Below are 26259 nucleotides of genomic sequence, written 5' to 3' on the forward strand. Positions count from 1 at the left end.
TGAGAACTAGCCGGCTTCGGGGACCCGGAAACTGTGTTCGTGGCGCCACCTCAGGCGGACGCGACCGTCGGCGAACTCGGTCGGTTCACTGGTGTTCTGGCGGACCACGGACAACTGACCCCCCGCATCGAGCGCGACAGCGTAGCGCACTGTGGATCCGGCGTATACGACATCCGTGACGATTCCGGTCGCGCTAGTCTCTCCGGGTCCGGCGGGCGACGCAAGATCACCGTCGATCCGGATTTTCTCCGGCCGGATGCTGTACACGCCGGGCTTGCCGATCACCGCTTCGGCACCGCGCCCGCTGAGCAGGTTGGACGTGCCGACGAAGCCGGCGACGAACGCGCTGGCCGGTCTCTCGTAGACCTGGACCGGGGTGCCGACCTGCTCGATCCGCCCGGCGTTGAACACGGCGATGCGGTCGCTCATGGTCAGCGCCTCGTCCTGGTCGTGCGTCACGAACACGAAGGTGATCCCGACCTCGCGCTGGATCTGCTTGAGCTCGATCTGCATGGCTTGGCGCAGCTTGAGGTCGAGCGCGCCCAGCGGTTCGTCGAGCAGCAGCACCTTCGGGCGGTTCACCAGCGCCCGCGCGAGCGCGACGCGCTGGCGCTGGCCACCCGAGAGCTGCGAAGGCTTGCGGTCGCCGTACTCCCCGAGCCGCACGGTCTCCAGCGCTTCCGCCGCGCGCTGCCTGCGCTCGGCCTTCGCGACCCGCTTGACCTTGAGGCCGTACTCCACGTTCTGCCGCACGGTCATGTGCGGGAAGAGCGCGTAGTCCTGGAACACGGTGTTCACGTCGCGCTCGAACGGCGCCAGCCGGCTGACGTCGCGGCCGGCGAGCTCGATGGTGCCGGCCGTGGGCAGCTCGAAGCCCGCGATCATGCGCAGCACCGTCGTCTTCCCGGAGCCCGAAGGGCCGAGCATCGAGAAGAACTCACCGGGCGGGATGTCGAGGTCGACGCCGTCGACGGCGCGGACCTTGTCGAAGTGCTTCTGCAGCCCGGTGAGCCGGATGGCCGGCTCACCGCCCGCGCGCGGCGGCGGGGGCCGCCGCGCGGCCGTCGGGGCTTGGTGTGGCATGGCGGGCCTTCCCGTGGATCTCGTCACCGGTACCTACAGCGCGGTCATCACGTGCTTGACGCGGGTGTAGTCCTCGAGGCCGTACAGCGAGAGATCCTTGCCGTATCCCGACTTCTTGAACCCGCCGTGGGGCATCTCGGCGACGAGCGGGATGTGGGTGTTGATCCACACGCACCCGAAGTCGAGCTTGGCGGACACGCGCATGGCGCGCTGGTGGTCCTTGGTCCAGACCGAGGACGCGAGGCCGTAGGGCACGCCGTTGGCCGCCTTCACCGCGTCGGCCTCGTCGGAGAAGCGCTGCACGGTGATGACCGGGCCGAAGACCTCGTTCTGGGTGATTTCGTCGTCCTGCGTGACGCCGGAAACCACGGTGGCCTCGTAGAAGTAGCCCTCGTCGCCGACGCGCCGGCCACCACAGTGGACGGTGGCGTGGCCGGGGAGCCGGTCGATGAAGCCGGACACCTTCTCCAGCTGCGCCGCGTTGTTGAGCGGGCCGAAGGCGACCGTGTCGTCGTCGGGCTTGCCGGTCTTGTTCGCCTCGGCCTGGTGCGAGAGGGCGGCGACGAAGGTGTCGTGCACGTCGTCGGCCACGAGCACGCGCGTGGCGGCGGTGCAGTCCTGGCCGGCGTTGAAGTAGCCCGCCATCGCGATGGTCTCGGCGGCGGCGTCGAGGTCGGCGTCGGAGAACACGATCACGGGAGCCTTGCCACCCAGCTCGAGGTGCACACGCTTGACGTCGCGGGCCGCGGCACCCGCGACCTCGATGCCGGCACGCACGGAGCCGGTGATCGACACCATCGCGGGGATCGGGTGCTCCACCAGCGCGCGGCCGGAGTCGCGGTCGCCGGTCACGACGTTGAACACGCCCGGCGGCAGGAACTCGCCGCAGATCTCGGCCAGCAGCAGCGTCGACGCCGGCGTGGTGTCCGAAGGCTTGAGCACCACGGTGTTGCCGGCCGCGAGCGCCGGCGCGATCTTCCAGATCGCCATGAGCAGCGGGTAGTTCCACGGCGTCACCTGAGCGCAGACGCCCACGGGCTCGCGGCGGACGAAGGACGTGTGGCCTTCCATGTACTCGCCGGCCGCGCGGCCTTCGAGCACACGCGCGGCGCCGGCGAAGAAGCGCAGCTGGTCGACGATCATCGGCAGCTCTTCGGACATCGTGAGCGCCACCGGCTTGCCGGTGTTCTGCGACTCCACGCGTACGAGCTCCTCGCCGCGGGTCTCCACGGCGTCGGCGATCTTCAGGAGCGCGAGCTGGCGCTGGGCCGGCGTCGTCTCCTTCCAGCTCTCGAACGCCTCGGCGGCGACCTTCAGCGCGCGGTCGACGTCTTCGGCGCCCGCCACCGGCGCCGTGCAGTAGGCGCGTCCGGTGACCGGGTCCACGATTTCGAGCACCTTGTCCGACACCGAGTCGACGTACTTCCCGCCGACGTAGTGCTTCAGTTCCTGCACGCGTGCGCCTCCTGACTCTCCGTGGCAGGGTGAAACATATAACTCCATATTTCACATGACAAGGTCCTGGGGCACTATTGGCCCCAATCGCACGCCGAGACGGGTGGACCCACGATGCGCAAGGAGATGTCGAACAGCGCGCGACTGGCGATGTTCGCTCCGCTGGACCAGCTCGGCCGCGCCGAAGCGGTCGCGGCGCGGCTGCTCGACGCCATCACCCTGGGTCTGCTCGACGACGCCGAGCAGCTGCCGAGCGAGGCCGAGCTCGCCGCGCAGTTCCGCGTCTCCACCGTGACGGTGCGGGAAGCCCTCGCCGTGCTGCGGCAGCAGGGGCTGGTCGAGACCAGGCGCGGGCGTGGCGGAGGCAGCTTCGTGCGCACCCCCGCGTGGCCCGCGCCGAGCTCGTGGGCCCAGCGGTTGCGGCTCGTCTCGCTGGCGGACCTGCGCGACTTCGGCGACCACTACCTCGCCATAGCCGGGTCGGCGGCCAAGCTCGCGGCCGAGCGCAGCTCCCCCGAAGACCTCGAACGGCTGCGGCTGACCAGCGAGGACCTCCTGGGCACCACCGGTCCCGAGGCGACGCGCGCCGAACGGCACTTCCACCTGGAGGTCGCGGCGGCGGCGCAGTCGCCGCGGCTCACCAACCAGGAGGTTCAACTGCAGGGCGAACACGGCGGGTTGCTCTGGGTGCCCCTCGACGGCGAGGGCACCTGCCGCCAGTCCTACGCTGAGCACCGGGCGATCGCCACCGCGATCGCCGCTGCCGACGGCGACCTGGCCCGCAAGCTGACCGAGGAGCACATCCTGAGCGCGCTCGACCGGCTCGTGGATCTGCACTTGAGCCTCGAAACGCCGTAAGCTTCGATGACCCCGCGATCGAGGTGAGCATCGTGACCGACACCCGCACGTCGACCGGCGACGAGGTGGTGGCGCAGGTATCCGCGCTGGTCGAAGAGATCTTCGACCGCCTGAAGCCCGTGCTGACCGCGGCCGAGACCCTGTTGTCCGAACCTGGCGGCGCCGGCTCCGGCACGCTCCACGGCATCCGGCCACAGGTGCTCGAGGCCCTCGGCGGCCTCGTGATCGGCGCCGGGTTCGTGAGCGCGCCCCACGTGTTGTCGGACCAGGAGTTCGGCTTCGAGTGGTGGACGACCGTGGGTTCGCCGGACCAGCCGGAGCAGCTGTTCATCAGCCTCGACCCGGAAAGCCCCAACTTCCTCGACTACACGCGCCAGTCGTGGTTCACCGTGCCGCGTGACAGCGGCCGGCGCCACATCAACGGCCCGTACGTCGATTACCTGTGCACCGACGAGTACACGCTCACGTTCACGCTGCCGGTGTACCGCGCCGGTTCGTTCGCCGGCGTGGTGGGTGCAGACGTGTACGTGCGTGAGTTCGAGCGCACGGTGAGCCGGCGGCTGCGGTCGCTGGGCCGGCACGCGGCGCTGCTCAACGCGCAGGGGCGCGTGATCGTGTCCAACAGCGTGCGGCAGGCGACTGGGTCGCTGGTGCGCGACGTCGACGTGCCGGCGTGGTGGACCGCCGGGGCGGAACCGCAGACGATGTCGGGGGGCGCGACGCTGCGCCGGTGCGGGGACTCGCCGATCGCGTTGCTCGTCAGCGTGTGACCTGCAGGGCGAGCCAGAGTTCGGCGCGGGTGCCCGGTGAGTCCAGGTCCTGGCCGAGGAGTTCGGCGGCTTTGCTGATGCGGTTGCGCAGGGTGTGCCGGTGGACGCCGAGCTGCGTGGCCGCGCGGTCCCAGTGGCCGTGGTTCTCGAGCCAGCAACGCAGGGACTCCTCGAGTTCGGCCCGGTCCCGCAACGGGGCGAGCAGCTCGGCGGAGAACGCTTGCGCGGCAACGGGTTCGAGGAGGTTGAGGAGCCCGCGGCCGGCGTAGTCGGCGTAACGCAGCACTGGTGTGCCCTTCGCGCGGGCGGCTTCCGCGGCCTGCCGTGCCTGCCGGAGCGCGTCGGGGAACGCGGTGGCGTCGCCGATCCCGATGTGACAGCCCTCGACCGTGGCGGCGAGGACACGTTCGGCTTCGTCGGTGGCGGCGATGAGGACGCCGTCGGAGTGCGCGAAAAACACCTGGGCGGCAAGGGGTTCGAGGCGGTCGTAGACGGCGTTGCGGGCGGCGGGCGAGCCCGCGATCGCGAGGACTGTCCACGGTGGATCCGCGGCGCCCTGGGCTGTTCGCAGAACGTCGAGCGCGAGGCCCTCCTGTCCTTCGGCGAACAGGTCGAGCAGGCCGGTGCGCAGTCGGGACAGGGCGCCGTGCTGCGCGCGATCCTGTTCCAGGGCGAGGGAAAGCAGCGAGACCGCGGCGTTCACGATGTGGCGGCCGGTCAAGTCGAGTGGGGTCGTGGTCCCGACCGCGAGCGTGCCGCGGGTGTGCAGGGTCTGGAGCACGACCTCCTGCTCCCCCGATGACACCACCCGGGTTCCGGCGCGGAGGCTCTTCACGTCGAGCCCCTCGCCGTGGGCGCGGGCCGCCGGGGGTGAGACCTCACGCAGGCGACCGGCGGTGTCGAAAAGGACCACCCAGCCGTCGACGAACGACGCGAGCCGCCGGACCACACCGGCCGCACCGGAGCGGGCAGCGGCGCGGGTCAGCTCCCGCTGGGCCCGGCCGATGCGCACGGTCGCGGCGTACTCGTCGGCCGCGACCGCGCTGGAGACGGCGCGGGTGATGGCGATGAACGGTGTCCTGCGCGGCACCTCGAGCACGGGCAAGCCGACTTCGTCGGCGGTTTCGACCAGCGCCTCCGGCACGTGGTCGTGGCTCAGGCCGACACCGAAGCCGAGCCCGGCGGCGCCGGCGTCGACGAGCCGGCGCACGTAGGCGGCCGAGGTCGCGTCGTCGAGGGCGAGGCCGGTCGTGAGCAGGAGCTCACCGCCTTCGAGGAAGGCCTGCGGGTCGGTGAGCTCGGTGGGATGAACCCAGCCGATCGCGCGGTCGAGGCCGCTCTCCCCCGCGGCGACATGCAGGCCGAGGGACCGTTGCCCGGTCAGCGCGCGCAGGGTGAGTGCCATAGTGGCCAACTTTACGGGTCGAGCTGGCCATCTTGTCCAGCAGACGCGGTGAGCTTGCCACCGCATGCTGGAAGGACCCAGTCCGTCTTCCAGGAGTTGAGCATGACCATGACCACCGAGAATCTGGTGGCCCCCGCGCCCCGGCAGCGCCGGTTGCGCACCGAGATCCCCGGCCCGGCGTCGCGCGCGCTGCAGGAGCGGCGGGCCGCGACGGTCGCGACGGGCGTCACGTCGGGTTTCCCCGTGTACATCACGTCGGCCACCGGTGGGCTGCTCACCGACGCCGACGGCAACGTGCTCATCGACTTCGGCTCCGGCATCGCCGTGACGAACGTGGGGCACTCGGCGCCCGAGGTCGTCGACCGGGTGCGCGAGCAGGCGGGCCGGTTCGCGCACACGTGTTTCATGGTGACGCCGTACGAGGGCTACCTGGAGGTGTGCGAGGCGCTGGCCGAGCTGACCCCGGGTGAGCACGCGAAGAAGTCGGTGCTGTTCAACTCCGGTGCGGAGGCCGTGGAGAACGCGGTGAAGATCGCGCGCGTCGCGACCGGGCGCCAGGCCGTGGTGGTGTTCGACCACGCCTACCACGGGCGGACGAACCTGACGATGGCGCTGACCGCGAAATCGGTGCCGTACAAGCACGGGTTCGGACCGTTCGCGCCCGAGGTGTACCGCGTGCCGGGTTCCTACCCGTACCGCGACGGGCTTTCGGGTCCGGAGGCCGCGCGGATCGCGATCGACCGGATCGAGAAGCAGATCGGCGGCGACCAGGTGGCGGCCGTGGTGATCGAGCCGATCCAGGGCGAGGGCGGGTTCATCGAGCCCGCACCCGGGTTCCTGCCGGCGCTTTCCGCGTGGTGCAGCGACAACGGCGTGGTGTTCGTGGCCGACGAGGTGCAGACTGGCTTCTGCCGCACGGGTGACTGGTTCGCGTCGTCGCGCGAGGGCGTGGTGCCGGACCTGGTCGCGACGGCCAAGGGCATCGCGGCCGGGCTGCCGCTGTCGGCCGTGACCGGGCGCGCGGAGCTGCTCGACGCCGTCGGCCCCGGCGGACTGGGCGGCACGTACGGCGGCAACCCCATCGCGTGCGCCGCGGCCCTGGGCTCGATCGAGACGATGCGATCGCTCGATCTGGCGTCGTCCGCGCGTCGGATGGAGGACCTGGTGCTGCCGCGCCTGCGTGCGCTGGCCGCCGAGACGGGCGTGATCGGCGACGTGCGCGGGCGGGGCGCGATGCTGGCCGCGGAGTTCGTTCACGCGGGCACTTCTTCGCCCGACGCGGACCTGACCAAGCGCGTCGCCGGCGCTTGCCACGCGCTCGGCGTGGTGGTGCTGACCTGCGGCACCTACGGCAACGTCATCCGGCTGCTGCCGCCGCTTTCCCTGTCCGACGAACTGCTCGACGAAGGCCTGTCCGTGCTCGAGCACGCGGTCCGCACGGAGGTGCGCAAGTGACTGTTCCCTATTGGATCGCCGGCAAGCCGGTGACCAGCGGCTCTGTTGCCGAGGTCCGGCAACCGTTCGATGGTTCCGCGGCCGGCTCGCACCACGTCCCGGATTCTTCCGATGTCGAGGCGGCCGTTGCCGCGGCCGCTGCGGTGGCCGACGAGTTCGCGGTCACGCCCGCGCACGTGCGGGCGGGGGCGTTGGACCAGGTTTCCTTGTCGTTGAGTCGACGGGCCGAGGAGATCGCGCGGCTCATCACCGCCGAGTCGGGCAAGCCGCTCAAGTGGTCCCGCGGCGAGGTGGGACGCGCGGTGTCGACGTTCCGCTGGGCCGCCGAGGAGGCCCGCCGCTTTTCCGGCGAGTTGCAACGCCTCGACACGGACCCGGGCGGCACCGGCCGGATGGCGCTGGTGCGCCGCGTGCCGCGGGGGCCGGTGCTCGGGATCACGCCGTTCAACTTCCCGCTGAACCTGGTGGCGCACAAGGTCGCGCCCGCTCTGGCGGTCGGTGCGCCGATCGTGCTGAAGCCGGCGCCGGCGACGCCCCTGACCTCGTTGCTGCTGGGCGAAATCCTGGCCGAGACGGCGTTGCCGGCCGGGAGCTGGTCGATCCTGCCGCTGGGCAACTCGGCGACCGCCGAGCTGGTGCAGGACCCGCGGCTGCCGGTGGTGTCGTTCACGGGTTCGGTGCCCGTCGGGTGGTCCATCCGGGACAGTGTGCCGCGCAAGCACGTTTCCCTCGAGCTGGGCGGGAACGGCGCCGTGCTGGTGTGCCCGGATTGGCCGGACCTGGATTTCGCGGCCCAGCGGATCGCGACTTTCTCCATGTACCAAGCCGGTCAGTCGTGCATCTCGGTGCAGCGGGTCTACGTGCACACGGACGTTTACGACGAGCTCGAGTCGCGGGTTTTGGCGCAGGTGGCGGCTTTGCGCACCGGCGACCCGGCGGCGGATGGGGTCGACGTCGGCCCGCTGATCAACGAAGCCGCCGCCACGCGCGTTGCCTCCTGGGTGTCGGACGCCGTCTCCTCCGGGGCCCGCCTGCTGACGGGTGGTGGCCGTTCCGGGGCCACCGTGGAACCGACGGTGCTCGCCGACGTGCCCGAAGACGCCGCGGTGATGGCGGAAGAGGTGTTCGGCCCGGTGGTTTCCCTGGTCCGGGTGTCCTCTGTGGACGAGGGCGTTGCGCGGATCAACGCGTCTCGCTTCGGCCTCCAGGCCGGCGTCTTCACCCGCGACCTGCCCACCGCGTTCGACGTCTCCGCCCGACTGAAGGTCGGCGGCGTCCTGATCGGCGACGTCCCCAGCTTCCGCGCCGACCAAATGCCTTACGGCGGCGTCAAGGACTCGGGGGTCGGCCGCGAAGGCCCGGCGGCGGCGATGGCGGACTTCACGGAGGAACGGGTGACGGTGCTGACGGGGTTGACGTTGTAGAGCGGACGGGATCCTGCCGCGTCGTGTCTCCTCGGGCGCGACGCGGCGGCCTGGCCCGTGATCAGCTGCGCGTGTACAGCCAGTTGGTCAAGAACTCAAGTACTTACTTTTCCCCTCCACTGGTGGTCTGATCCACTCGATCAGTGACCCTGGAGGAGAAATGCCCCTTCCCTTTGTCCGAAGATCCGCAGCGTCGGTGGCGGCAGCTCTTGTTGCCACGTCGGCCTTTCCCCTGATGGCCCAGGCAGTTACTCCATTGGGAGTCGCGCAAGGCGTCCCGGGACAAAACAGTGCCGCGAAGTCCACGCCGGTTGCGCTGACGTTGATCACCGGTGACAAAGTGACAGCGGCTCGGGAGCCGGACGGAACCGTGTCGGTCGACGACGTCTCGCGCGCGCAGGGGGCCACGGGATCGGTCCGAGTCGCCATCGAGGGCGGTGACACCTTCGTCTACCCCGACAGCGCCATGCCCTACATCGCGACCGGACGGCTCGACAAACAGCTCTTCAACGTCACCCAGTTGATCGCGCAGGGCTACGACGACGCTCACACGAGCGCGCTTCCCCTGATCGTCACCCACTCGCCCGACCTGTCGGTACCCCCGAGCGGCACTTCCAGCCGGGAGGCGCAGACCCACGTCGTGCTGCCGGGCGCGAAGACCACCCTGGACCTTCCGTCCGTCCACGGTGAAGCCGTCGAAACCCAGCGGTCCAAGACCGCTGCCTTCTGGTCTGCCCTGACCGGCGCCGGCGGGCGGGATGTCGCGGGAAGGGCGGCCAAGAGCACGGACGAAGCGAACGAGCCGTCCTTCGCCGCCGGTGTCGACAAGGTGTGGCTCGACGGCAAGGCGAAGTCGGACCTGGCGGCGACCACAGCGCAGATCGGCGCTCCGAAGGCGTGGGCAGCAGGCGGCACCGGCGCGGGCGTCCGGGTCGCGGTCCTGGATTCCGGAGCGGACCTCACGCATCCGGATCTGGCCGACCGCATCGTGGCGTCACGGAGTTTCGTCGCGGGCGAGGACGTCATCGACCACTATGGGCACGGCACGCACACCGCCTCCACCGTCGCCGGCACCGGAGCCGCCTCGAACGGACAGGAACGGGGCGTCGCTCCCGACGCTGATCTGCTCGTGGGCAAGGTCCTCGGCGACAACGGATCCGGTCCGGTCTCGGGGATCATCGCGGGGATGGAGTGGGCGGCCCGGACCGAGCACGCCAAGGTGATCAACATGAGCCTGGGCACCCCGCAGTGGCACACCCAGGACGACCCGCTGAGCCAGGCAGTCAACCAACTGAGTTCGGAGACCGGCGCGCTCTTCGTCATCGCCGCGGGCAACGCCGGCAACAGCCCGTACAGCGTCAGCTCACCGGGAACCGCGGACGCCGCCCTCACCGTCGGCGCGGTGGACGCCTCCGACCGGCTCGCGGACTTCTCCAGCGCCGGGCCGCGGATGAACGACGACGCCCTCAAGCCGGACCTGACCGCCCCGGGCGTGGACGTGCTGGCCGCGCGCTCGCAGCAGATGAGCTCGGGCGAGGGCTACTACCGCACCGACAGCGGCACTTCCATGGCGGCGCCGCACGTCGCCGGAGCGGCGGTGCTCCTGGCCCAGAAGCACCCGACGTGGACCGGTCGGCAACTCAAGGACGCCTTGATGGGCACCACCGTCCTGACGCCCGACTACAGCGCTTACCAGGCCGGCGCCGGCCGGCTGGACGTGGGCGCCGCGTACCTGCAGGACCAGGTCATCGCGAGCGGATCGGTCGACGCCGGACTCGTTCCCTGGTCGAAGAACCGGACGCCGAAGCCGGTCGAGCGGCAGATCACCTACACCAACACCACCGGCCGGCCCATCACGTTGCAGCTCACGACGGACCGTGCCGGAGTTTTCACCCTGGCCGCCGATCACGTGACGGTACCGGCGCGCGGAACCTCGAAGGTCGGGCTCGTCGCCCACCCGGCAGGCCTGGCGCCGGGCCAGTACGCCGCCCAGGTCACCGCCCGCTTCGCGGCCGGCGCTGTGCACACCGCGGTGGGCCTGTCCGTCGAGTCCGAGAAGCACAACCTGACGGTCCACCTGGAGGACCGGGCGGGCAAGCCCGTCAGCGGCGAGGTCGAGATCACCGGAGTGGACGGGAAGACCACCGTCATGTGGGTCCCGGACGGCACACTCACCAGCCGCTGGGCACCCGGCTCCTACACCATCGTTTCCACGATGGACGTGGCCGGCCGCACCGGCCCGCACTCGCTGGGCTACGCGGTGCTCACCGTCCCCGAACTCAACCTGACCTCCGACACGACCGTCGACCTGGACGCTTCACGCGTACACCAGATCAAGGTGGCGACACCCCAGCCCACGTCCGTTTCCACCAGCAGGATCGACCTCTTCCGCTCTTTCACCTCGAGCCGGCCCACACCCGCCGACACGCAGGCACTGCACGAGATCCTCATGCCCGACGCCACCTACGACAGCCTCTGGGCCCTGCCGACCAAGAACAAGGTGAACAAGGGCAGCTTCGTCTTCGCCACCCGGATCCGCGCCAAGCAGACTCCGCTGAAGATCAGCTACCAGGGGCACGACCTCGACGACACGCTGCTGGTGCAGCCTGGCTCTCCCCAGTTCCCGGGCGGCCGCAGAAGCATCGACGCGGTCTACGCCGGTGACGGCGCACCGGCCGACTACACCGGCCTGTCCGCCCGAGGCAAGGCCGTGATCGTCCGCGGCAACTCCACCGTGGCGCCGACGGACCAGGCGGCCGCGGCGCACGCCGCGTCGGCGGCGATGCTCCTGGTGGTCAACGACGGCGACGGCCGCAAGAACGACTGGTACGGCGGCCCGGACGGGACCACGACCGGGCTCATCCCGGTCGCCTCGGTCACCCAGGACGACGGCGAGCAACTGATCAGGACCGCGTCCCCCGGGAAGAAGCCGACCAAGCTGGAGGTGGAAGCCCATCCCGCGCCGGAGTACCTCTACGACCTGGCCGATTACCACCAGGGAGGCGTGCCCGACGATCCCTCCGCCGCAACGGATCCCGGCAGCCTCGCTCGCATCGACAACACGTTCGCCCCGCCCGCCGGCAAACAGATCACGGAAAGCCGCGAAGACAGTCCGGCGTACGAGAACTATCCGGCCGGCTTCCCCTATGCCGTGTACGGAAGCGTGCGCGTTCCCGCGTTCCCGAGAGAGCCCGTCGCCCCCGGGCACCGCACCGACTGGGTCTCCGCCGGGAACGGCGTCAAGTGGCAGCAGTACGCGGCCATCGACGGTTGGAGCACCTTCACCGACATCGCGAGCTACCGGCCGCGCAGCGTGCAGAGCGAACACTGGTTCGGTCCGATCACGCGACCGCGGATGCTCGGTTTCGAGGTCCCGCACCGGGTCGGCAACGCCATGGGAGGAACACTCGCGGGGTTCGGCGACGGAGGTTCGGCGCACAGCGGTGACACCAGCCTGATGTCCCGGAGCTTCGCGCTCTACCAGGGCGACAAACTGCTCGTGCAGAACGGCCCCCGGCCCGACTTCGGCGTGGGTGACCTGGCCCCGCAGAAACTCCCGTACCGGCTCGTCGCCGACACGGTGGGGAACACCCAGTTCACCCCGTACTCCACCACCACGCACACCGAGTGGGACTTCCTCTCCGGGTACGCCGACGATCAGGCCCTCCCGCTGGTCCAACTCGACTACGAGGCAAATCTGGACCTCGCCGGGCGGGCATCGCGCACGTCAGCCTTCTCGGTCAAGCCCACCGTCGGCAGCGCCGCCGCCGACGACGCCATCACCTCGGTCAAGCTGGAGGTCTCCTACGACGACGGCGCCTCCTGGCACCCGGAGGCCGTGAAGGAGAACAGGGGCACCTGGCGGGCGCAGCTGCACGCACCCGCCCGGGCCGGGTACGTGTCGATCCGGGTCACCGCCAAGCAACGCAACGGTGGCGGCATCAGCCAGACCATCACCCGCGCGTTCGGCCTCAAGTAGGCCTCGTGAGCGGCCGGTGCCCCTGCCTTCGACGGCATGGGCACCGGCAGCTCCGGCCCGATCGTCGTCCACCTCCCGTGCGGCAGGTGGAGGATCGGCCTCTACTCGTCCTTGAGGTAGCGGTCCCAGAACGGGATCCGCGGCGGCCACGGTCCGGACAAGGGCTCGGCGAACTCGCGGACGAATGAGGCCGGGTTCGATGCGGCAGCAGTCCAGTGCCGCGAGCACCCGCGCGGCTCGGACTCCGAGCGTCAAGGCAGCTCCAAAGCACGAGTCAAGGCGCCATGCGCCTCAACGAGCGACGGGCCGTACCAGGTCAAGTACCGACCCGAAACCAGAACCGGGCGCAGCGAAGGGAAAAACCCCGGCCCATCCTCGACAGTGAACTCATACGGTTCATCCGGCAGAACCACGAGATCAGCAGCCACAGCCTGCAGCTCCCCCAGCGACGGACGCGGGTACCGCTCCTCCGCGTCGGCATAAGCATTCATCACACCAACCCGACGCAAGACATCCCCGGCGAACGTATCCCGACCCAACACGATCCACGGCTTACGCCAAACCGGCACCACAGCCCGAAACCGAACCGGCGCAACCGTCCGCCACAACTCCTCGGCACTGACCAGCCACTCAGGCTCGACAAGCCCGTACACCTGCGTCAACAGCCGCCGCAACGAGCCCAACGCGGCAGGCACCGACGCGGCGGCCTCCATCACGAACACCGGAATCCCGTTGGCCCGCAACCGTTCCACGTCCTCCGGCCGGTTCTCCTCCGAGTTCGCCAGCACCAGGTCCGGCGCCAAATCCAACATGCGATCGACCTTCGGGTACTTCGACCCGCCCACCCTGGGAACATCCAAAGAGGACGGATGTGTGCAGTAGTCCGTGGCCCCCACCAGCCGGCCGGGGGCGCTGGCCTCCACGGCTTCCGTGAGCGAAGGCACCAGTGACACCACGCGTTCTGGCGGCCCGGCGAGGGGCACGGGTTCGCCGAGGTCGTCGAAAAGATCCGTCATACGCGTTCGAACGACACCTTTCGCTTGTCAACATCCACGGCCGTCAGCCGGACACCGATGCGTTCGCCTTCGGGGAACTTCGCGCCCGTGCACTTGGCCATCACGGGCGGGTCCTCGACGAGGATCTCGGCGCGCGTCTCCTCCGCGCGCAGCACCACGGCCGTGAACTCGCGCCCCACGCGTTCCGCCAGCACCCAGGCCTCGACCTGGTCGATGCAGGCCCGCTCGACGCGGGCGGCGAGGCTGTCCGAAGCGGACATCTGCAGCGGCACCTCGGTGAGCGCCTCCCGAACCCACGACGGCACCTCACGCCCGGCCGTCACGGCGAGGCAGACCTCCGTGCCGAAGCGGTCGACCAGGCGGCGGATGGGCGCGGTGACGTGGGCGTACGCGCCGCCGATGCCCGCGTGGGTGGTCAGGGCGGGCAGGGACCCGTCGAAGGACGTGTAGCCGGCGCCACGCAAAAGCCTTGTGGTGTCGGCGAAAATGGCCATCGACGAGGGTTGCCCGGGGTCCAATGCGGACAGGAACTCCGACACCCCGAGCCCGGCCGGCCACTCGACGCCCACGACCGACGCCGAGCGCCGCAGCCACTCCACGGCGTCGGGCTCGGGTGGGGGCAGGGTCCGCAGGACGCCGACCCGGGCGTCGATCATGATCTGCGCCGCGGCCATGCCGGTGAGCAGGGAGATCTCGGCGTTCCAGGCGTCGACGGCGGTGCGCGGGCGCCGCGCCAGCGCCCAGCCCCCGTCGGGGTCGCCGCTGATTTCCTGTTCCGGCAGCTGCAGCTCGACGGCCCCGCGCCGCACCGCCAGCTCACGGCGCAGCCGGCCCAGCTCCGGCAGCGCGGCGACGGACGGGTGCGGCGTGCCGGCATCGAGAGAGGCCTGCACGCTCTCGTAGTCGAGCTGCTGGGTCGAGCGCACCAGCGCGCGGCGCACGCGGGTGGCGACGGGCTCGCCGCCGGAGTCGACGTCGATCGTCCAGAGCACGGCCGCGCGGACCTCGCCGGGCAGCAGGCTCGCGGCGCCTTCGGACAGGACGGTGGGGTGGAGCGGGACGTTGCCGTCGGGCAGGTAGAGCGTCTGACCGCGGCGGCGGGCCTCGTGGTCGAGCGCGCCGCCGGGCGGCACGAACGCGGCGAGATCGGCGATGGCGTAGTGCACGCGGAAGCCTTCGCCGGCGCGTTCGACGACCATCGCCTGGTCGAGGTCCTTGGCGCCCGGCGGGTCGATCGTCACGAACGGCAGGTCAGTGGCGTCCTCGCGGCCCTCGGCGCGCGCGGAGAGCACGGCGGCCTCCGCCTCGGCCAGCACCTCGGGGCCGAACGACTCCGGCAACGAGAACTCCGTCCGGAGCCGGCCGAAGTCGCCTCCTGACGCGGGTGTCCTGATCACGAGTGGCACCACACAACAGTATCCCGGGAACCGGCCCCCGATCGCCCGTTCGGGCGCGAGCCGCGCGGGTGTACGTTTTGGCTGCAATGAAAACCATCTTCATTTTGTGAAAGGGTTTCGCCGTGAAGATCGCGTTCGTCGGCAAGGGCGGCAGCGGGAAGACCACGCTCTCGTCGCTGTTCGTCTCCTCCCTCGCCGCCGCCGGCAAACCGGTGCTGGCCATCGACGCCGACATCAACCAGCACCTCGCCGTCGCCCTCGGCGCGACCGAGGAGGAGGCCCTCGCGTGGCCCACGCTCGGTGACAACATGGCGCTGATCAAGGACTACCTGCGCGGCGACAACCCGCGGATCGCCTCTGCGGCGGCGATGATCAAGACCACCCCGCCGGGCCGCGGATCGCGCCTGGTCACGCCCTTCGAGGACAACCCGATCACGGACGCGTGCTTCCGCTCGCTGGGCGGCGTGCCCCTGGGCGTCACCGGCCAGTTCGACGAGGACGACCTCGGCGTCGCCTGCTACCACTCGAAGGTCGGGGCCGCGGAGCTGCTGCTCAACCACCTCGTGGACGGCCCGGGCGAGTACGTGGTCATGGACATGACCGCCGGCGCCGACGGGTTCGCCTCCGGCCTGTTCACCCGCTTCGACGTGACTTTCCTGGTGTGCGAGCCGACGCTGCGCAGCGTCGGCGTGTACCGCCAGTACGCCGACCACGCCCGCGACTTCGGCGTGCGGCTCGTGGCGGTGGGCAACAAGGTGACGGACGCCGAGGACGTCGCGTTCCTGCGGTCGTCACTGGGCGACGCACTGCTGGGGTGGATGGTGTCCTCGGCGCACGTCCGCGCGGGCGAGCGCGGCGCGGCGCGGCCCATCGGGGAACTGGAGCCGCACAACTCGGCCACGCTGGCGTCGATGCTCGCGACGGTCGACGGCGTGACCCGGGACTGGGCCCGCTACCAGCAGCAGGCGGTGGACTTCCACCTGCGCAACGCGCGTGCGTGGGGCAACGGGCGGACGGGTGCGGACCTCGAGGAGCAGGTGGATCCGGAGTTCGTGCTGGGGCCGGGGGTTTCGACGGCTTTGTGAGCGGTTCGGGCGGCCCGCTCGGTGCGCGGGCCGTCCGGCGGCGTCTCAGCCTTCAGTCGCCGTCCCACTTGCGGTCGGCTTCGTCGGCCTGCCGGTTGCGCTCCTTCGCGATGTCGAGGGCGCGGCGGGCCGTGGCCTCGTCGGGGTAGGGCCCGAGGAGGTCGATGCTCCGGCTGCGTTGCAGGTGTTCCACCTCGTGGGTGCGGGTGTTGTAGTACCAGCCGGGGTCCGGGTTGGGGTCGTCAGCCATGCGTCAAGCCTGACATCCGGCAGGTCACTTGCGCCAGCGGAACGGGATCTCGGTCGGGTCGCCGGTGGGGCCGAACTCGGTGTCGTCGCCGTTTTCCTGCTGGGCCGTGGGGTTGTCCGGGTGTTGATCGAACCAGCCGCGGACCTGGGGGATCCCGCGGGGCGGGGTGGGGGTGTCGTCGGGCCGGCCGTTGGGGGGTACGGGTGGCTGGCCGGTGTTGTGGCCGGCTGTGGGTTGGCTGGTTTGCGGTTGGCTGGTTTGCGGTTGGCTGGTCTGTGGTTGACCCTGGACAGCTTGCGGCTGCTGCGAAAACCCGAGGGGCACCTCCCGCACCTGCGCACCCTCACTCGCCCCCCGCTGCCCCGCCAGCTTCCTCTCCATCGACGACGGCTGCGGCAACCCGGGCTTCTCCGCGCCCGTCCCGACCTCCGGCACAACCGGCACCACCGGCTCCTTCCCCGGAAACACCGGCGGCGCCGCTCGATAAACCCGCTCCACCGCCGGCGGCGGCGCCACGGGCCCGGTCTCCTGCCCCGGAAACACCGGCAGCGGCCGCCCATCCGGCCCCAGCGCGGGCCGGCTCTGCGGCTGCGGCAAGTCCGGCCACGACGCCCGCACCTCCGGCCCCCACTCGGGCTGCGGCCCCGAACCGCCCTGCCGCCCACCAGGCTGCGGCAACCCACCCGCGACGGCCCCGCCTTGCGACGGCTGGGCACCATTCGGTTGCGGCTGCCCGCCCGCTGCGGGCTGGGAAAGCCCCGCGACGGGCCCACCCTGCGACGGGTACTGCCCACCCGACGGCGCTGACTCGCCGGCCGAAACCCCCGGCTGCGGCAGAACCACGGCCGCCTCACCCTGTGATGGCTGCGGTGCATCAGGCTGCGGCAACCCGCCGGGCGCGACTCCCGGCTGGGGCACGGCCGCCCCACTCCGTGACGGTTGCTGCACGCCTGCCTGCGACAGCCCACCCGGCCCGATTCCCGGCTGGGGCACGATGGCCGCCTCACTCTGAGATGGCTGCGGGTCACCAGACTGCGGCAACCCAGTCCCGGCTGCCGCCGGCTTGGGCACATCGACAGCGCGTTGCTGTGCCTGCACATCTGGCACCGGCTGCTCATCGACTCGCGGTGGCACCCCATTCACCTGACCGGCCTGCGGCGGTTGCTCGGCACCCGCCTGGGGCACAGCAGCCGGGGCGGCTCCGGTCTGAGGTGGCTGGGCACCGTTCGGCTGCTGCCATTCGGCCTGCGCCTCGGCCGGTGGCAGTGACGCTTGCGGAATTTCGGTCGCGGGAGGAGGCGGCTGGTCCGCCTGGCTCTGGCGCGCGTCGCCAGCCGGCTGTTCGGCGGCGCTGGGCTGTGGATGCTCCGGGGCCTGCGCTGCTCGGGGAGCCTGCACCACTTGTGGGGGCTGTGCCGTGTGCGGGTGCCCGGTGTGTGCCCCGTCCTGCGGCTCGGGAGCCTCGACGCTCGCCGGCGGAACCGGTCGGCTGGCCGCAGCGGGCGAGTTCGGCTGATCGACCGGCGCCTCGGAGGCTGCCGGGCGTTCGTCAGGCGTATCGGCTGGCGGGATCGGCTGGGTCGAGGGCGGTTCAGGCGCCTGTGCTGACGGAACCGGTTCGGTCGGGGGATTGGGTGGGCTCGCGGGATCGTGAGCCTCAGAGGGCGGCGAAGACTCCTCGGTGCTCTCAGGTTGCGCCGAAAGCTCGGTCGCCGACGTCTGTGCGGCCGGAAAGTCGGTCTGCGACGCGGGGTTCACCGGTTCCGACGACGGCGCATCCTGCGGCGCGGCGGAGATGGGCGCCGCGGGTTGGCCGAGGTTTGGCGCGGCGGTCTCGGTTCGCTCGACGGCAGTCGGCTCATCGAGGGCAGCGTCACCAGCCGAAGATCGTCCCGCCGAGTTGTGGGCTGCTGGGCCTTCGCTCGGTTCCGCCGTGGCGGCGAGATCGGCGGTGGGCGGAGGTGCCGCCGCGGCGGGCTCGGCGGGCTGATCAGATGTTGGGGCGGCCGGTTCGGCGACAGGCTCCGACGACGGAGCCTGGACACGTTCTGGAACCGGAAGCGGCTCGGGCCGGGTGGCTGGTTCCGCAACGTACGGGGGCTCCGGCGGAAGCAAGCCAGGCTCCGGCGTCTGGGCGATCGGCGGAATCGGCGGTGGCTGTGGCGCCGAAGTCCACTGTGGTTGGGCAGAGACCGGCATCTGTGCCGGTACTGGCGGCAAGGGGATCGAGGTGGTCGAAGCACTTTCAGGCACCGCTGCCGGCGCGGGCGCGATTCCCGGGCCGCCGCCAGGCGCGTTGGGGGCGAAGGTGCCCGGGGCCGGAACGCCGGTGGTCGGGCCGGCTGAGCGGGAGGCCGTCGCGGAGGGCGTGGTGGAGGGTCCGGCGTCTGGATGCCAAGCGTCGGGCGCAGAAGTGGTGCCCGGCGCGGAAGTCGAAGGAGCCGGCGAGGTGCCTGAACCAGCGGTGCCGGGCGCGCCGGCCGAATAGCCAGGGGCGGCGGGAGTCTGCATGCCGGGCCCGCCATAGCCGACACCACTGGCCGAGCCGGCAGCGCCCGAAACGCCCTGGCCGAAGCCCACGGCACCCGGTTCCGGGGCGGGCGGAACACCTGGGCCGGCAAATCCCGGAACGGCCGCGTCCGGCATGACCGGAACACCGGCTCCAGGACCAGCACTCACCGGTCCAGAAGCACCCGGAGCACCGGGAACCTCACCCTCCCCCGGCCCAGCCACCGTCCGCCACACCGGCGCCGGACCGATGTTCATCGGCGCCGGAGCGCGCAAGGGCTGCGAAGGAGCCGGCGCGGCGGGCCGCGGCTGAGGCTTCGGGATCGGGTCCAGGCAGGACACCAGGACCGTCGTGTTGAGGGGATCGTCGACCTTGCGGCCGCTGCGTTCCCGGTAGATCATCTCGCCTTCGGTGTCGATTTCGACGAGGTAGCCGGCTTCCGCGAGTTGTTCCTCGTCGAGGTCGACGAGCTTCTCGTAGCGGGACGGGACGACCCGGTAGATCGGCCAGGCGAGAGCGGCGTGTTCGGCGTGGAACTGGGCGAGCAGGGCCGCCATCTGCTGTTGCCAGGGCAGCGACATGCCTTCGGCAAGGGAGCGGGGCAGCACGACGTACCCGGGGTCCACGCCGGGCCAACCGTGGGCCAGGTGGTCGGCCAGGGGCGTGCTCGACGCGGGGTGCGCGGCCTGCCGAGGGGGCTGGGGCGCACCGAACAACGTCGCCGGGTCCTGGGGTTCGCCCTGGCCGGGCTTGCCTCGTTTGCCGAATTTCCGTGCCACGTGTGTCATCCTCTGCCAGCGCGCGGCCGCGTGCTCGTGGACGAGGCCGCGACTTCGGGTGAATCCGCCGGCGCCCAGTGAGCGGCTATAGCGGTCACCCCGGTCCGTGTCAAGAGCCGGTGACTCCCGAACTCCATGCTAGACGCCGGGGCGCACCGCCTGCGGTACCACTTCGGCCTCGTCGAAGGAGAACGGCCGCACGTGCACGGGGACGCCCGTCTGCTGGGCCTCGACGATCTTGCCGTCGCCCAGGTACATGGCCACGTGGTGGATGGTCGACGGGTCGGCGGGATCGGTCGCGAGGAAGATCAGGTCGCCGGGTTGCGCGTCGCGGACCGGGAGCATCGCGCCGGCCTTGTACTGGTCCTGGGAGACGCGCGGGAGGATCACGCCGGCCGACTCGTAGGCGCGCAGCATGAGGCCGGAGCAGTCGTAGGAGTCGGGGCCGGTGGCGCCCCACACGTAGGGCTTGCCCTGCTCCCCCAGCGCGAACTTGATGGCCTGCGCCGCCGCCTGGCTGGGCGGCAGGGCGGCGCCGAGGCCCTGGCCGCAACCCGACGCATCGACGACCTGGCCCAGGTTCTCGATCAGCACGGCCGCCATGGCTTCCCACTTGTGGTACCGGTCGGGGAAACCGCTGCGTTCCACGGCCTGCGCGGCGTCGCCCGGGCGCTTGTTCTGCCAGTCGGGCACGCCGAGGAGCACGTCGTAGAACTTGTTGATCGCGTAGTTCGGGTCGGTGACCTGCGCGACGCTGCCCCAGTTCATCGACGGGCGCATCTGGAAGATGCCGAGCGAGTCGCGGTCGCCGTAATCGAGGTTGTGCAGGCCCGACTCGGTCATGCCGGCCTGGATCGCCACCTGCCAGGCGCGTGGGGCGAGGCTGCGCTGCTTGCCGATGGAGATGATGAGCGACACGATGCCGCGCTGTTCGTCGTCGAGCTTCTGCGCCTGCGCCGCACCGGTCTCCGGCTGGCCGGGCTGCGTGGGGCCGATCGCGGCGTCGCACGAGGTGTTCACGATCCCGCCGGCGGCGGCTTCCTGCTGGTCCACCACCACTTTCGTCACGGTGTTCGCGGTCAGCACCGTGGCGAAGACGGCGGCGACCAGCACCCCCACGAGGATCGCGATCTTCACCGGGTCAGCTCGCCTGGTCGTAGTCCGAGACCCGCCACCCCGCACCCGTGTTGACCACGGTGATGGACAGCTTCGGACCGTCGGTGGGGACGACGACCTTCACGGAGCTCGAGAACGACGACTGCACGGTCGGCTCGCCGGTCACGCGCGTGGCCGGGATGTTGGCGGGGTCGACGGTCTGCATCTGGGGCAGGAACTCGTCGGTGGTGAGCGCGCGCATGCCGTTGAGCCAGTCGGCGTTCGTGACGCCGGCCGGGTGGTTGACCCAGGCCGTGGCCCACTGCTTGGCGACGTTCACGGCTTCGGGGCTCGGCGGCGCGGACGTCGGGGTGACCAGCGGGCTCGACAGCCGCGTGGGCAGCGTCGCGGTGGTCGGCACCGGCGCGGCGATGCCGGGCGGCTGCGAGGTGGTCGTGGCGGCCGACGTGCTACCCGGCGCGCCCGGGGTGGCCGTGGCCGGTTTGCCCATCACCTTCGGCAGCACGATGCCCAGCGCCGTGATCAGGATCGCCAGGAACACGAGCGTGCCCATGAGGTGGCGCGGCGAGCGGAGCGGGTAGCCCCACAGGCGGCGGTAGACCGCGGCCCGGCCGCGGTTGGTGCGGATCGGCACGCGTCACCGCCCCATGACCTGGTCGGTGTCCCGGACCTCGATCCCGCGGGAAGGCCGGTACAGCACGAAAACCGGCTTCCCCGCGACCACCTCCGGGTCGACCCGGCGCGGCTGCGCGCGGATGCCCGGCGGTGTGTAGACGTTTGCCTGCTCCGGGATCGCCTCGGTGTAGCCGCGATCCGATTGGCTCATCCGCGACGGCACGACCACGGGCTCCGGCTCGTCGCTCCAGCGCCGGTCGGCCACGGGCGACGTGTCGACGCGCCGGCTCTCCTGCGTCGGCACGCGCGGCGCGCCGATCACGTAGTCGCCGGGTTCGCCGTTGACCGGGTTGTACTGAGAGAACACCGGGGCGCCTGGCCGTCCCGAAGGCAACGCGGCGCGCTCACCCGCCGACCCGACGGCGCCGGGCCACGGTGCCCCCGACCACGCAGCCGCCGGACGCGCCGAGCGCGACCCGTTGTCGAGCCGCTGAGCGCTGGCGAACACGGCGGCCTCCGGCCGGTAACGCCCGCCACCGACGGTCGCACCCATGGGGCCGCGCGCTTCGCCGTCGACCACGTCGTCGGTCTCGCGCACGTTCTGCCAGAACTCGTCCTGCGGCGACGGACCGGTCTTCTTGCGGAAGCGCGAGAAAATACCCCCGCTCGGCGACGGCACGGCGGCGCCGACCATGTTCACCGACATCTCGACCATCTGCCACAGCCGCCGCACGGGCCGTCCGACGAGGAACAGCAGCACCGTGATCAAGCCGGCGAGCACCATCTGCGTGAGCAGGTTGAGCGAGTTGCCGGCGTCGAAGATGGCCTGCAGCAGCAACGCGTGCACACCCGCCAGCACCGACAGCACGACCAGGTTGAACGCGATCCCGCCCGCGACCTTCAGCACGCGGCGAAGGATGTCCGGGTGCAGCAGCGCCACGAGTCCGATGAGCGGCGCGGTGAGCGTGAAGAGGCGGATCAGCACCTGTGCCAGGAGCACGGATGCCTTGGCCAGCAACTGGAAGAGCGAGTACACGACGCTCTGGCCCAGCGCCAGGAAACCGGCGCCGGTGCGGCCGCCGGACTCCCCGGTGAAGTAACCGGTGGCGGGGCCGAGCTTGCCGGAGATGTCCTTGAAGGCGGCCTTTTTGGCGTCGACGACGTTCTGCTTGCCGTCGTCGCCGTTCACGAGCTGGTCGCGCGTGAAGGCCTGGGCGTCGAGCAGCGGTTTGCCGAACTGGTCGGCCTGCGGCGCGGTCGGCGAACCGAACTCCCCGCGCAGCCAGTTGTTGTAGACGATCTGGGTGTGCAGGTTCGTCGGCAGGATGTCGCGCACGATCCGGTCGGAGCTCTCGTCGACGAAGCCCGCCTGGATGTTGGTCGTCGTCTGCACGATCGCTTTGTCGATCGGGTCGAAGTACCGCAGCATCGCCAGCGAAGACGCCGCGAGCCACACGCCCGCCAGCGCGTACAGCGCGCGTTTGCTCACCGCCGCGAGGTCACCCCGCCAGATCTGGCGGAACAGCAGGATCGACAGGATCAGCGCGACGAGCCCGAACAACTGCGCGTAGATGTTGTTGTAGACCTTTTCCGCGCCGGATTTCACCGCGTTGTAGATCGGGTTCAGCAGCCCGCCCTCGAGCACGGTGTAGTGCAGCGAGTTGGTGGCACCGACGATGTTCTTGCCGACGTTGAACAGCTGGTTTCCCGCCCACGTGTCGATCGTGGAGCTGGGCGAGGCGATGGCGGACAGCGCCGTGCAGTTGGTCTGGTAGGTGTTCCAGACCATGCCGGCATAGCTGTAGTCGATGTACGCGGAGTCCGGCTCGCCGTGGCCCTCCGGCGGGTCGATCGCGCCGACCATGCCGGCGCCGGGACGCTCGGGGTTGGGCGACTCACCGCACGCCGCGGCATTGGCCGAGGGCGCCAGGAGCACCGTCTGCAGGCCGAGGATCGTGATCACGGCGAGCATGGCGGCCCGTCGGCTCGGCTGCCGCCGGCCGGGTTTCGGGCCTTCCTTGATGCGCCGCTTGAGCGCGTGCCAGCCAGCGGCGAACGAGAGGACGAACGCCAGCGTCCAGACTGTGTTCACGCGGCATCCCTGCCGGTACCACCCTTGCCGCCGGCCCGGGCGTGCCGGTCCGGGGAGTGTCCGTTGGCAGGTTGTCCGTTTCCGTTGTGCACCGCACCCTCCACCTCGCCGGTTTCGGACGCGAGCGGGTCCGGCGAGCCCAGCAGCTGCTCGTCGGTGAGACCGACCTCGAGTTCCGCCTGGAGTTCGAAGTCGGGTTCCAGCTCGTCGTCCTCCGGTGGGGTGGGGACGTACGGGGCGGGCGCCTCGTCGCGCGGTCGCGCGAGGTCGGTGCCCGGCTTGGTGCGCGCGTCGGGCGAACCCGGGGTCGTGTCCATGACCGAGCGCAGCTGGTCGAGGTGGGGGCCGGAGAAGTCGACGCGGATGCGTTCCACGCCGCCGGCGCCGTCGCCGAAGATGAACTGGCGGGGTTCCACGTCGCGTTCCGTGCCGCGCTGGGAGCCGGGGCGGCGGCCGAGGGCGGCGACGACCTGTTCGTAGCCCACGCCGACCGGAACCTTCAGCAGCCGCAACGCATCCGCCTGGGCGTCGTCGTCGTCGAGGCGGCCGACGAAGACCGAGTCGAGCAGCGCGACGAAGCCCTGGATCTTCAGGAAGTCGGCCGGGATCTGCGACGACAGCAGCACGCGGACGTTCCACTTGCGCGAGTCACGCGCGAAGCGGTTCATCAGCACGCGGCCCGTCGGCACCTCGGACAGGAAAAACGCCTCGTCGATCCAGACGCCCTTGCGCTGTTCCTTCGGCTTCTCGTACACCGAACGCTGCGTGAGCCACGCCGCGAGGTTCAGCATCTCGACGCCGAGCGACTCCGCGTCCGTCCAGTACTCGCGCGGCACGCCGTCCTTCGGCAGGGTCAGGCCCGCCATGGTGAGCACGGTCATGCGGTCGTCGCGGCTCTCGGAGTACGGGTCGGCGTCGCGCTCCGGGATGAGCAGCGCCATGCGTTCGCGCATCTCGTCGAGGAAGTCGGCGACCACGACGGCGTGCTCGTGGTGCTCGCTGGAGTCGCGGCGCAGCGCGTCGATGACCTGTCCCGGATCGGCGTCGAAGCGACCGCCGACGGCCCGGACGGCGCGCAGCAGCACGATCCGCGTCTGCGCCATGCGCGACACCTCGTACGGCAGCACGCCGGTGAGCACGTCGAGCACCAGGCGCCGCCGGGTCGCGCCCGCCAGCGCCTTTTCGCGGCGCCACGAGCGTTCGGGATCCTCCTCGTCCATGAAGTGCTCGAGCAGCGGGTCGGCCACCACGCGGTACGGGTTGAGGATGCCCGGCTGCGCGTTGAGCAGGTTGATGGGCCGCGCGTACGGCCGCAGCTCCGGCAGGTCGCACAGCCGCGCCAGCGGGCCCGACGGGTCGAGGATCGTCCAGTGCGCCCCGGCGCGCAGCGTCTTGTAGACGATGCCGCCACCGAGGAACGACTTGCCGCCACCGAGGCCGGCCACCATCGCGGTGAGGCCCGAGCCGTCGCGGATCTCCTGGGCCATCCACGGGTCCCACGCCACCGGGCGGCGGGTCGCGGTCACCGTCTCGCCGAGCAGGATGCCGCGCCGGTCGCCGACCTCCGCGGTCGCCGTGGGCACGGCCGACGCCGTCCACACCACCGAGCCGCGGCGCATGTACGCGGCCGACGCGAGCGGCTCGCCCGGGATGAACTCCCGCGCCATCGCGTACTGGGCCTCGGGGTGCTCGATCGCGACCTTCGGCTTGTACAGGTCGAGCAGCTGCTGGGCCAGGCGCAACGCGTCGCGCTCGGTCGGCCCCGACACGGCCAGGCGCCACCACGAGCGCACGCGCGTGGCCAGCGCCGTGAAGCCCGACGTCATCTCGTCGTCGATCTCCAGCACCCGCCCGGCCTGGCGCGCAAGCGATTGCGGCGGTTCCAGCTCGTGCTCGTCGGTGTAGTGCTTGACCTGCGAGCGCACCTTGTTCATCTGCCGCTGAAGCTCGCCGGCGACCTCTTCGGGCCGGCGCACGTAGATGCGCGCGGACACCTCGACGGCGGCCGGCAGCCGGTCGGCGTGCTGCACCCACGGGTCGTCGACCTCGGGGATCTGCAGGCCGTGCATCTGGCCGACGGTGAGCACCGCGAGGTGGCGCGACACGCCCGCGTTGGACCCGGTCCGCCCACGGACGGTGACGGTCGGCGCGTACGGGTCGGCGTGGAAGTCGGCCGCGTCGGTGAAGCTGGCGAGGTCCTCGGGCTCCCACGCGGCGCCCGGCACGGCCGGCATGTTGCGCGGCGCGGGCAGGCCCAGCGAGCACGAGCGGTGCATCAGCCAGGACATCTCCTCGGCGTGCACCGGCCGGCCCTCGAGGCCGGCCGTTCCGATGACCTGGTCGAGGTGCTCCACCTCGGAGTCGAGCGCCACCAGCTCGGCGTCGACGGCCTCGGGCAGGATCTTGCGCAGCACGGGCGCGGCCCGCTCGACGGCGCGGTCGACCATGCGCCGGGTCTGCACCTGAACGCCCAGGTAGACCTCTTTTTCGGCCATCGAACGGCCCATCAGCTGCTGCTGCTCGCCGATGAGGTAGTCGTCGAAGGAGAGCGCGCCCGGCACGTCCTGCGGCCGGCCGACGGCGTTGTGCACGTGGGCCTCGGCCCACATCCGGATCGGGTACGGCCGGTTGGTCACGCGCAGGTGCAGCCACCGGCCCTGCAGCTCGGCGTACTGGCCCGCGATGGCCGCGATCAGGTCCCTGCGCTGGGAGTCGGAGCGGAACGACCAGCGTTGCGGCGCGAGCCGGTACCAGGCGTACACCTCGTGACCGGTGCGCAGCAGGTGCCCGTCGATGCTGCGCGCGGCGATCGCCGGCGTGTACACGGGTATGGCCTGCTCACCCGGCAGCCGTTTGCCCGTCGGGGAGCTGTTCCTCGACGAAGGCTGCCGGACCTGCTGGGGGGTTTCCCAGGCGCCCGTGGGCACGCTTCGATCCCGCTTTCCTCGGCTTCCGCCGCGACCGAACAACG

General features: G+C 71.0%; 17 protein-coding genes. 6 read left to right on the plus strand and 11 right to left on the minus strand.

The genetic code is table 11. The features are described from left to right. Positions 1 to 6: 6 nt before the first annotated feature. Both ACWEOE_RS06105 and ACWEOE_RS06110 read right to left on the minus strand, forming a co-directional pair. Positions 7 to 1083: an ABC transporter ATP-binding protein gene (locus tag ACWEOE_RS06105; protein WP_452004650.1), complete on the minus strand. Its 1077-nt coding sequence runs from the start codon at positions 1081 to 1083 to the stop codon at positions 7 to 9. Positions 1084 to 1116: 33 nt separating this feature from the next. Next, entirely contained in the window at positions 1117 to 2538 is a 1422-nt protein-coding gene (locus ACWEOE_RS06110; RefSeq protein WP_452004652.1) for a gamma-aminobutyraldehyde dehydrogenase, read from the minus strand. A 114-nt stretch (positions 2539 to 2652) separates the two neighbouring features. On the opposite strand from ACWEOE_RS06110, the gene ACWEOE_RS06115 reads away from it, so the two are divergent. Together ACWEOE_RS06115 and ACWEOE_RS06120 are read left to right on the plus strand one after the other, a co-directional pair. After that, positions 2653 to 3396 (plus strand): FadR/GntR family transcriptional regulator, encoded by a 744-nt coding sequence (locus ACWEOE_RS06115; protein WP_452004654.1) that lies wholly within the window; start codon positions 2653 to 2655, stop codon positions 3394 to 3396. Positions 3397 to 3428: 32 nt separating this feature from the next. After that, entirely contained in the window at positions 3429 to 4166 is a 738-nt protein-coding gene (locus ACWEOE_RS06120) for a cache domain-containing protein (RefSeq protein WP_452004657.1), read from the plus strand. On the opposite strand, the gene ACWEOE_RS06125 is transcribed toward ACWEOE_RS06120, so the two are convergent. Beyond that, positions 4156 to 5571 carry a PucR family transcriptional regulator gene (locus tag ACWEOE_RS06125; RefSeq protein ID WP_452004659.1) on the minus strand — a complete coding sequence of 472 codons (1416 nt, stop codon included), beginning with the start codon at positions 5569 to 5571 and terminating at the stop codon, positions 4156 to 4158. The genes ACWEOE_RS06120 and ACWEOE_RS06125 overlap by 11 nt on opposite strands. A 102-nt stretch (positions 5572 to 5673) precedes the next feature. Between ACWEOE_RS06125 and gabT the strand changes: the two genes are divergently transcribed. From gabT to ACWEOE_RS06140, 3 genes are all read left to right on the plus strand, one after another. Next, positions 5674 to 7026 carry a 4-aminobutyrate--2-oxoglutarate transaminase gene (gabT, locus tag ACWEOE_RS06130; RefSeq protein ID WP_452004662.1) on the plus strand — a complete coding sequence of 451 codons (1353 nt, stop codon included), beginning with the start codon at positions 5674 to 5676 and terminating at the stop codon, positions 7024 to 7026. Beyond that, positions 7023 to 8450: an aldehyde dehydrogenase family protein gene (locus tag ACWEOE_RS06135; RefSeq protein WP_452004665.1), complete on the plus strand. Its 1428-nt coding sequence runs from the start codon at positions 7023 to 7025 to the stop codon at positions 8448 to 8450. Before gabT ends, ACWEOE_RS06135 begins: the two co-directional genes overlap by 4 nt. Positions 8451 to 8790: 340 nt before the next feature. After that, complete coding sequence (locus ACWEOE_RS06140; RefSeq protein ID WP_452004667.1) at positions 8791 to 12429, plus strand: S8 family serine peptidase; 3639 nt, start codon at positions 8791 to 8793, stop codon at positions 12427 to 12429. 251 nt (positions 12430 to 12680) lie between these two features. Here the strand turns inward: ACWEOE_RS06140 and ACWEOE_RS06145 are convergent, their stop codons facing one another. Both ACWEOE_RS06145 and ACWEOE_RS06150 read right to left on the minus strand, forming a co-directional pair. Further along, positions 12681 to 13445 carry a helical backbone metal receptor gene (locus ACWEOE_RS06145; protein WP_452004668.1) on the minus strand — a complete coding sequence of 255 codons (765 nt, stop codon included), beginning with the start codon at positions 13443 to 13445 and terminating at the stop codon, positions 12681 to 12683. Beyond that, a complete protein-coding gene (locus tag ACWEOE_RS06150) occupies positions 13442 to 14842 on the minus strand; it encodes an RNB domain-containing ribonuclease (protein ID WP_452004671.1) in 1401 nt (466 codons plus the stop codon). Before ACWEOE_RS06150 ends, ACWEOE_RS06145 begins: the two co-directional genes overlap by 4 nt. Before the next feature lie 122 nt (positions 14843 to 14964). Here ACWEOE_RS06150 and ACWEOE_RS06155 point away from each other — a divergent pair, with 122 nt between their 5' ends. After that, positions 14965 to 15927: an ATP-binding protein gene (locus ACWEOE_RS06155; RefSeq protein WP_452004673.1), complete on the plus strand. Its 963-nt coding sequence runs from the start codon at positions 14965 to 14967 to the stop codon at positions 15925 to 15927. A 52-nt stretch (positions 15928 to 15979) separates the two neighbouring features. Here the strand turns inward: ACWEOE_RS06155 and ACWEOE_RS06160 are convergent, their stop codons facing one another. The 6 genes from ACWEOE_RS06160 to ACWEOE_RS06185 all read right to left on the minus strand — a co-directional run bounded on the left by ACWEOE_RS06160 (position 15980) and on the right by ACWEOE_RS06185 (position 26257). Beyond that, on the minus strand, positions 15980 to 16177 hold the full coding sequence (locus ACWEOE_RS06160) for a hypothetical protein (protein ID WP_452004676.1): 198 nt from the start codon (positions 16175 to 16177) through the stop codon (positions 15980 to 15982). A 24-nt stretch (positions 16178 to 16201) separates the two neighbouring features. Then, positions 16202 to 19465, minus strand: a complete 3264-nt coding sequence (locus ACWEOE_RS06165) for a hypothetical protein (RefSeq protein ID WP_452004679.1) — start codon at positions 19463 to 19465, stop codon at positions 16202 to 16204. 138 nt (positions 19466 to 19603) lie between these two features. Next, on the minus strand, positions 19604 to 20602 hold the full coding sequence (locus ACWEOE_RS06170; protein WP_452004682.1) for a C40 family peptidase: 999 nt from the start codon (positions 20600 to 20602) through the stop codon (positions 19604 to 19606). A 4-nt stretch (positions 20603 to 20606) separates the two neighbouring features. Continuing rightward, positions 20607 to 21215 carry a hypothetical protein gene (locus tag ACWEOE_RS06175; RefSeq protein ID WP_452004684.1) on the minus strand — a complete coding sequence of 203 codons (609 nt, stop codon included), beginning with the start codon at positions 21213 to 21215 and terminating at the stop codon, positions 20607 to 20609. A 3-nt stretch (positions 21216 to 21218) separates the two neighbouring features. After that, complete coding sequence (locus tag ACWEOE_RS06180) at positions 21219 to 23288, minus strand: magnesium transporter (protein WP_452004687.1); 2070 nt, start codon at positions 23286 to 23288, stop codon at positions 21219 to 21221. Continuing rightward, on the minus strand, positions 23285 to 26257 hold the full coding sequence (locus tag ACWEOE_RS06185) for an ATP-binding protein (protein WP_452004690.1): 2973 nt from the start codon (positions 26255 to 26257) through the stop codon (positions 23285 to 23287). The genes ACWEOE_RS06180 and ACWEOE_RS06185 overlap by 4 nt, the downstream gene beginning before the upstream one ends. Positions 26258 to 26259 lie beyond the last annotated feature (2 nt).

It is taken from the genome of Amycolatopsis sp. NPDC004368 (assembly GCF_053602515.1).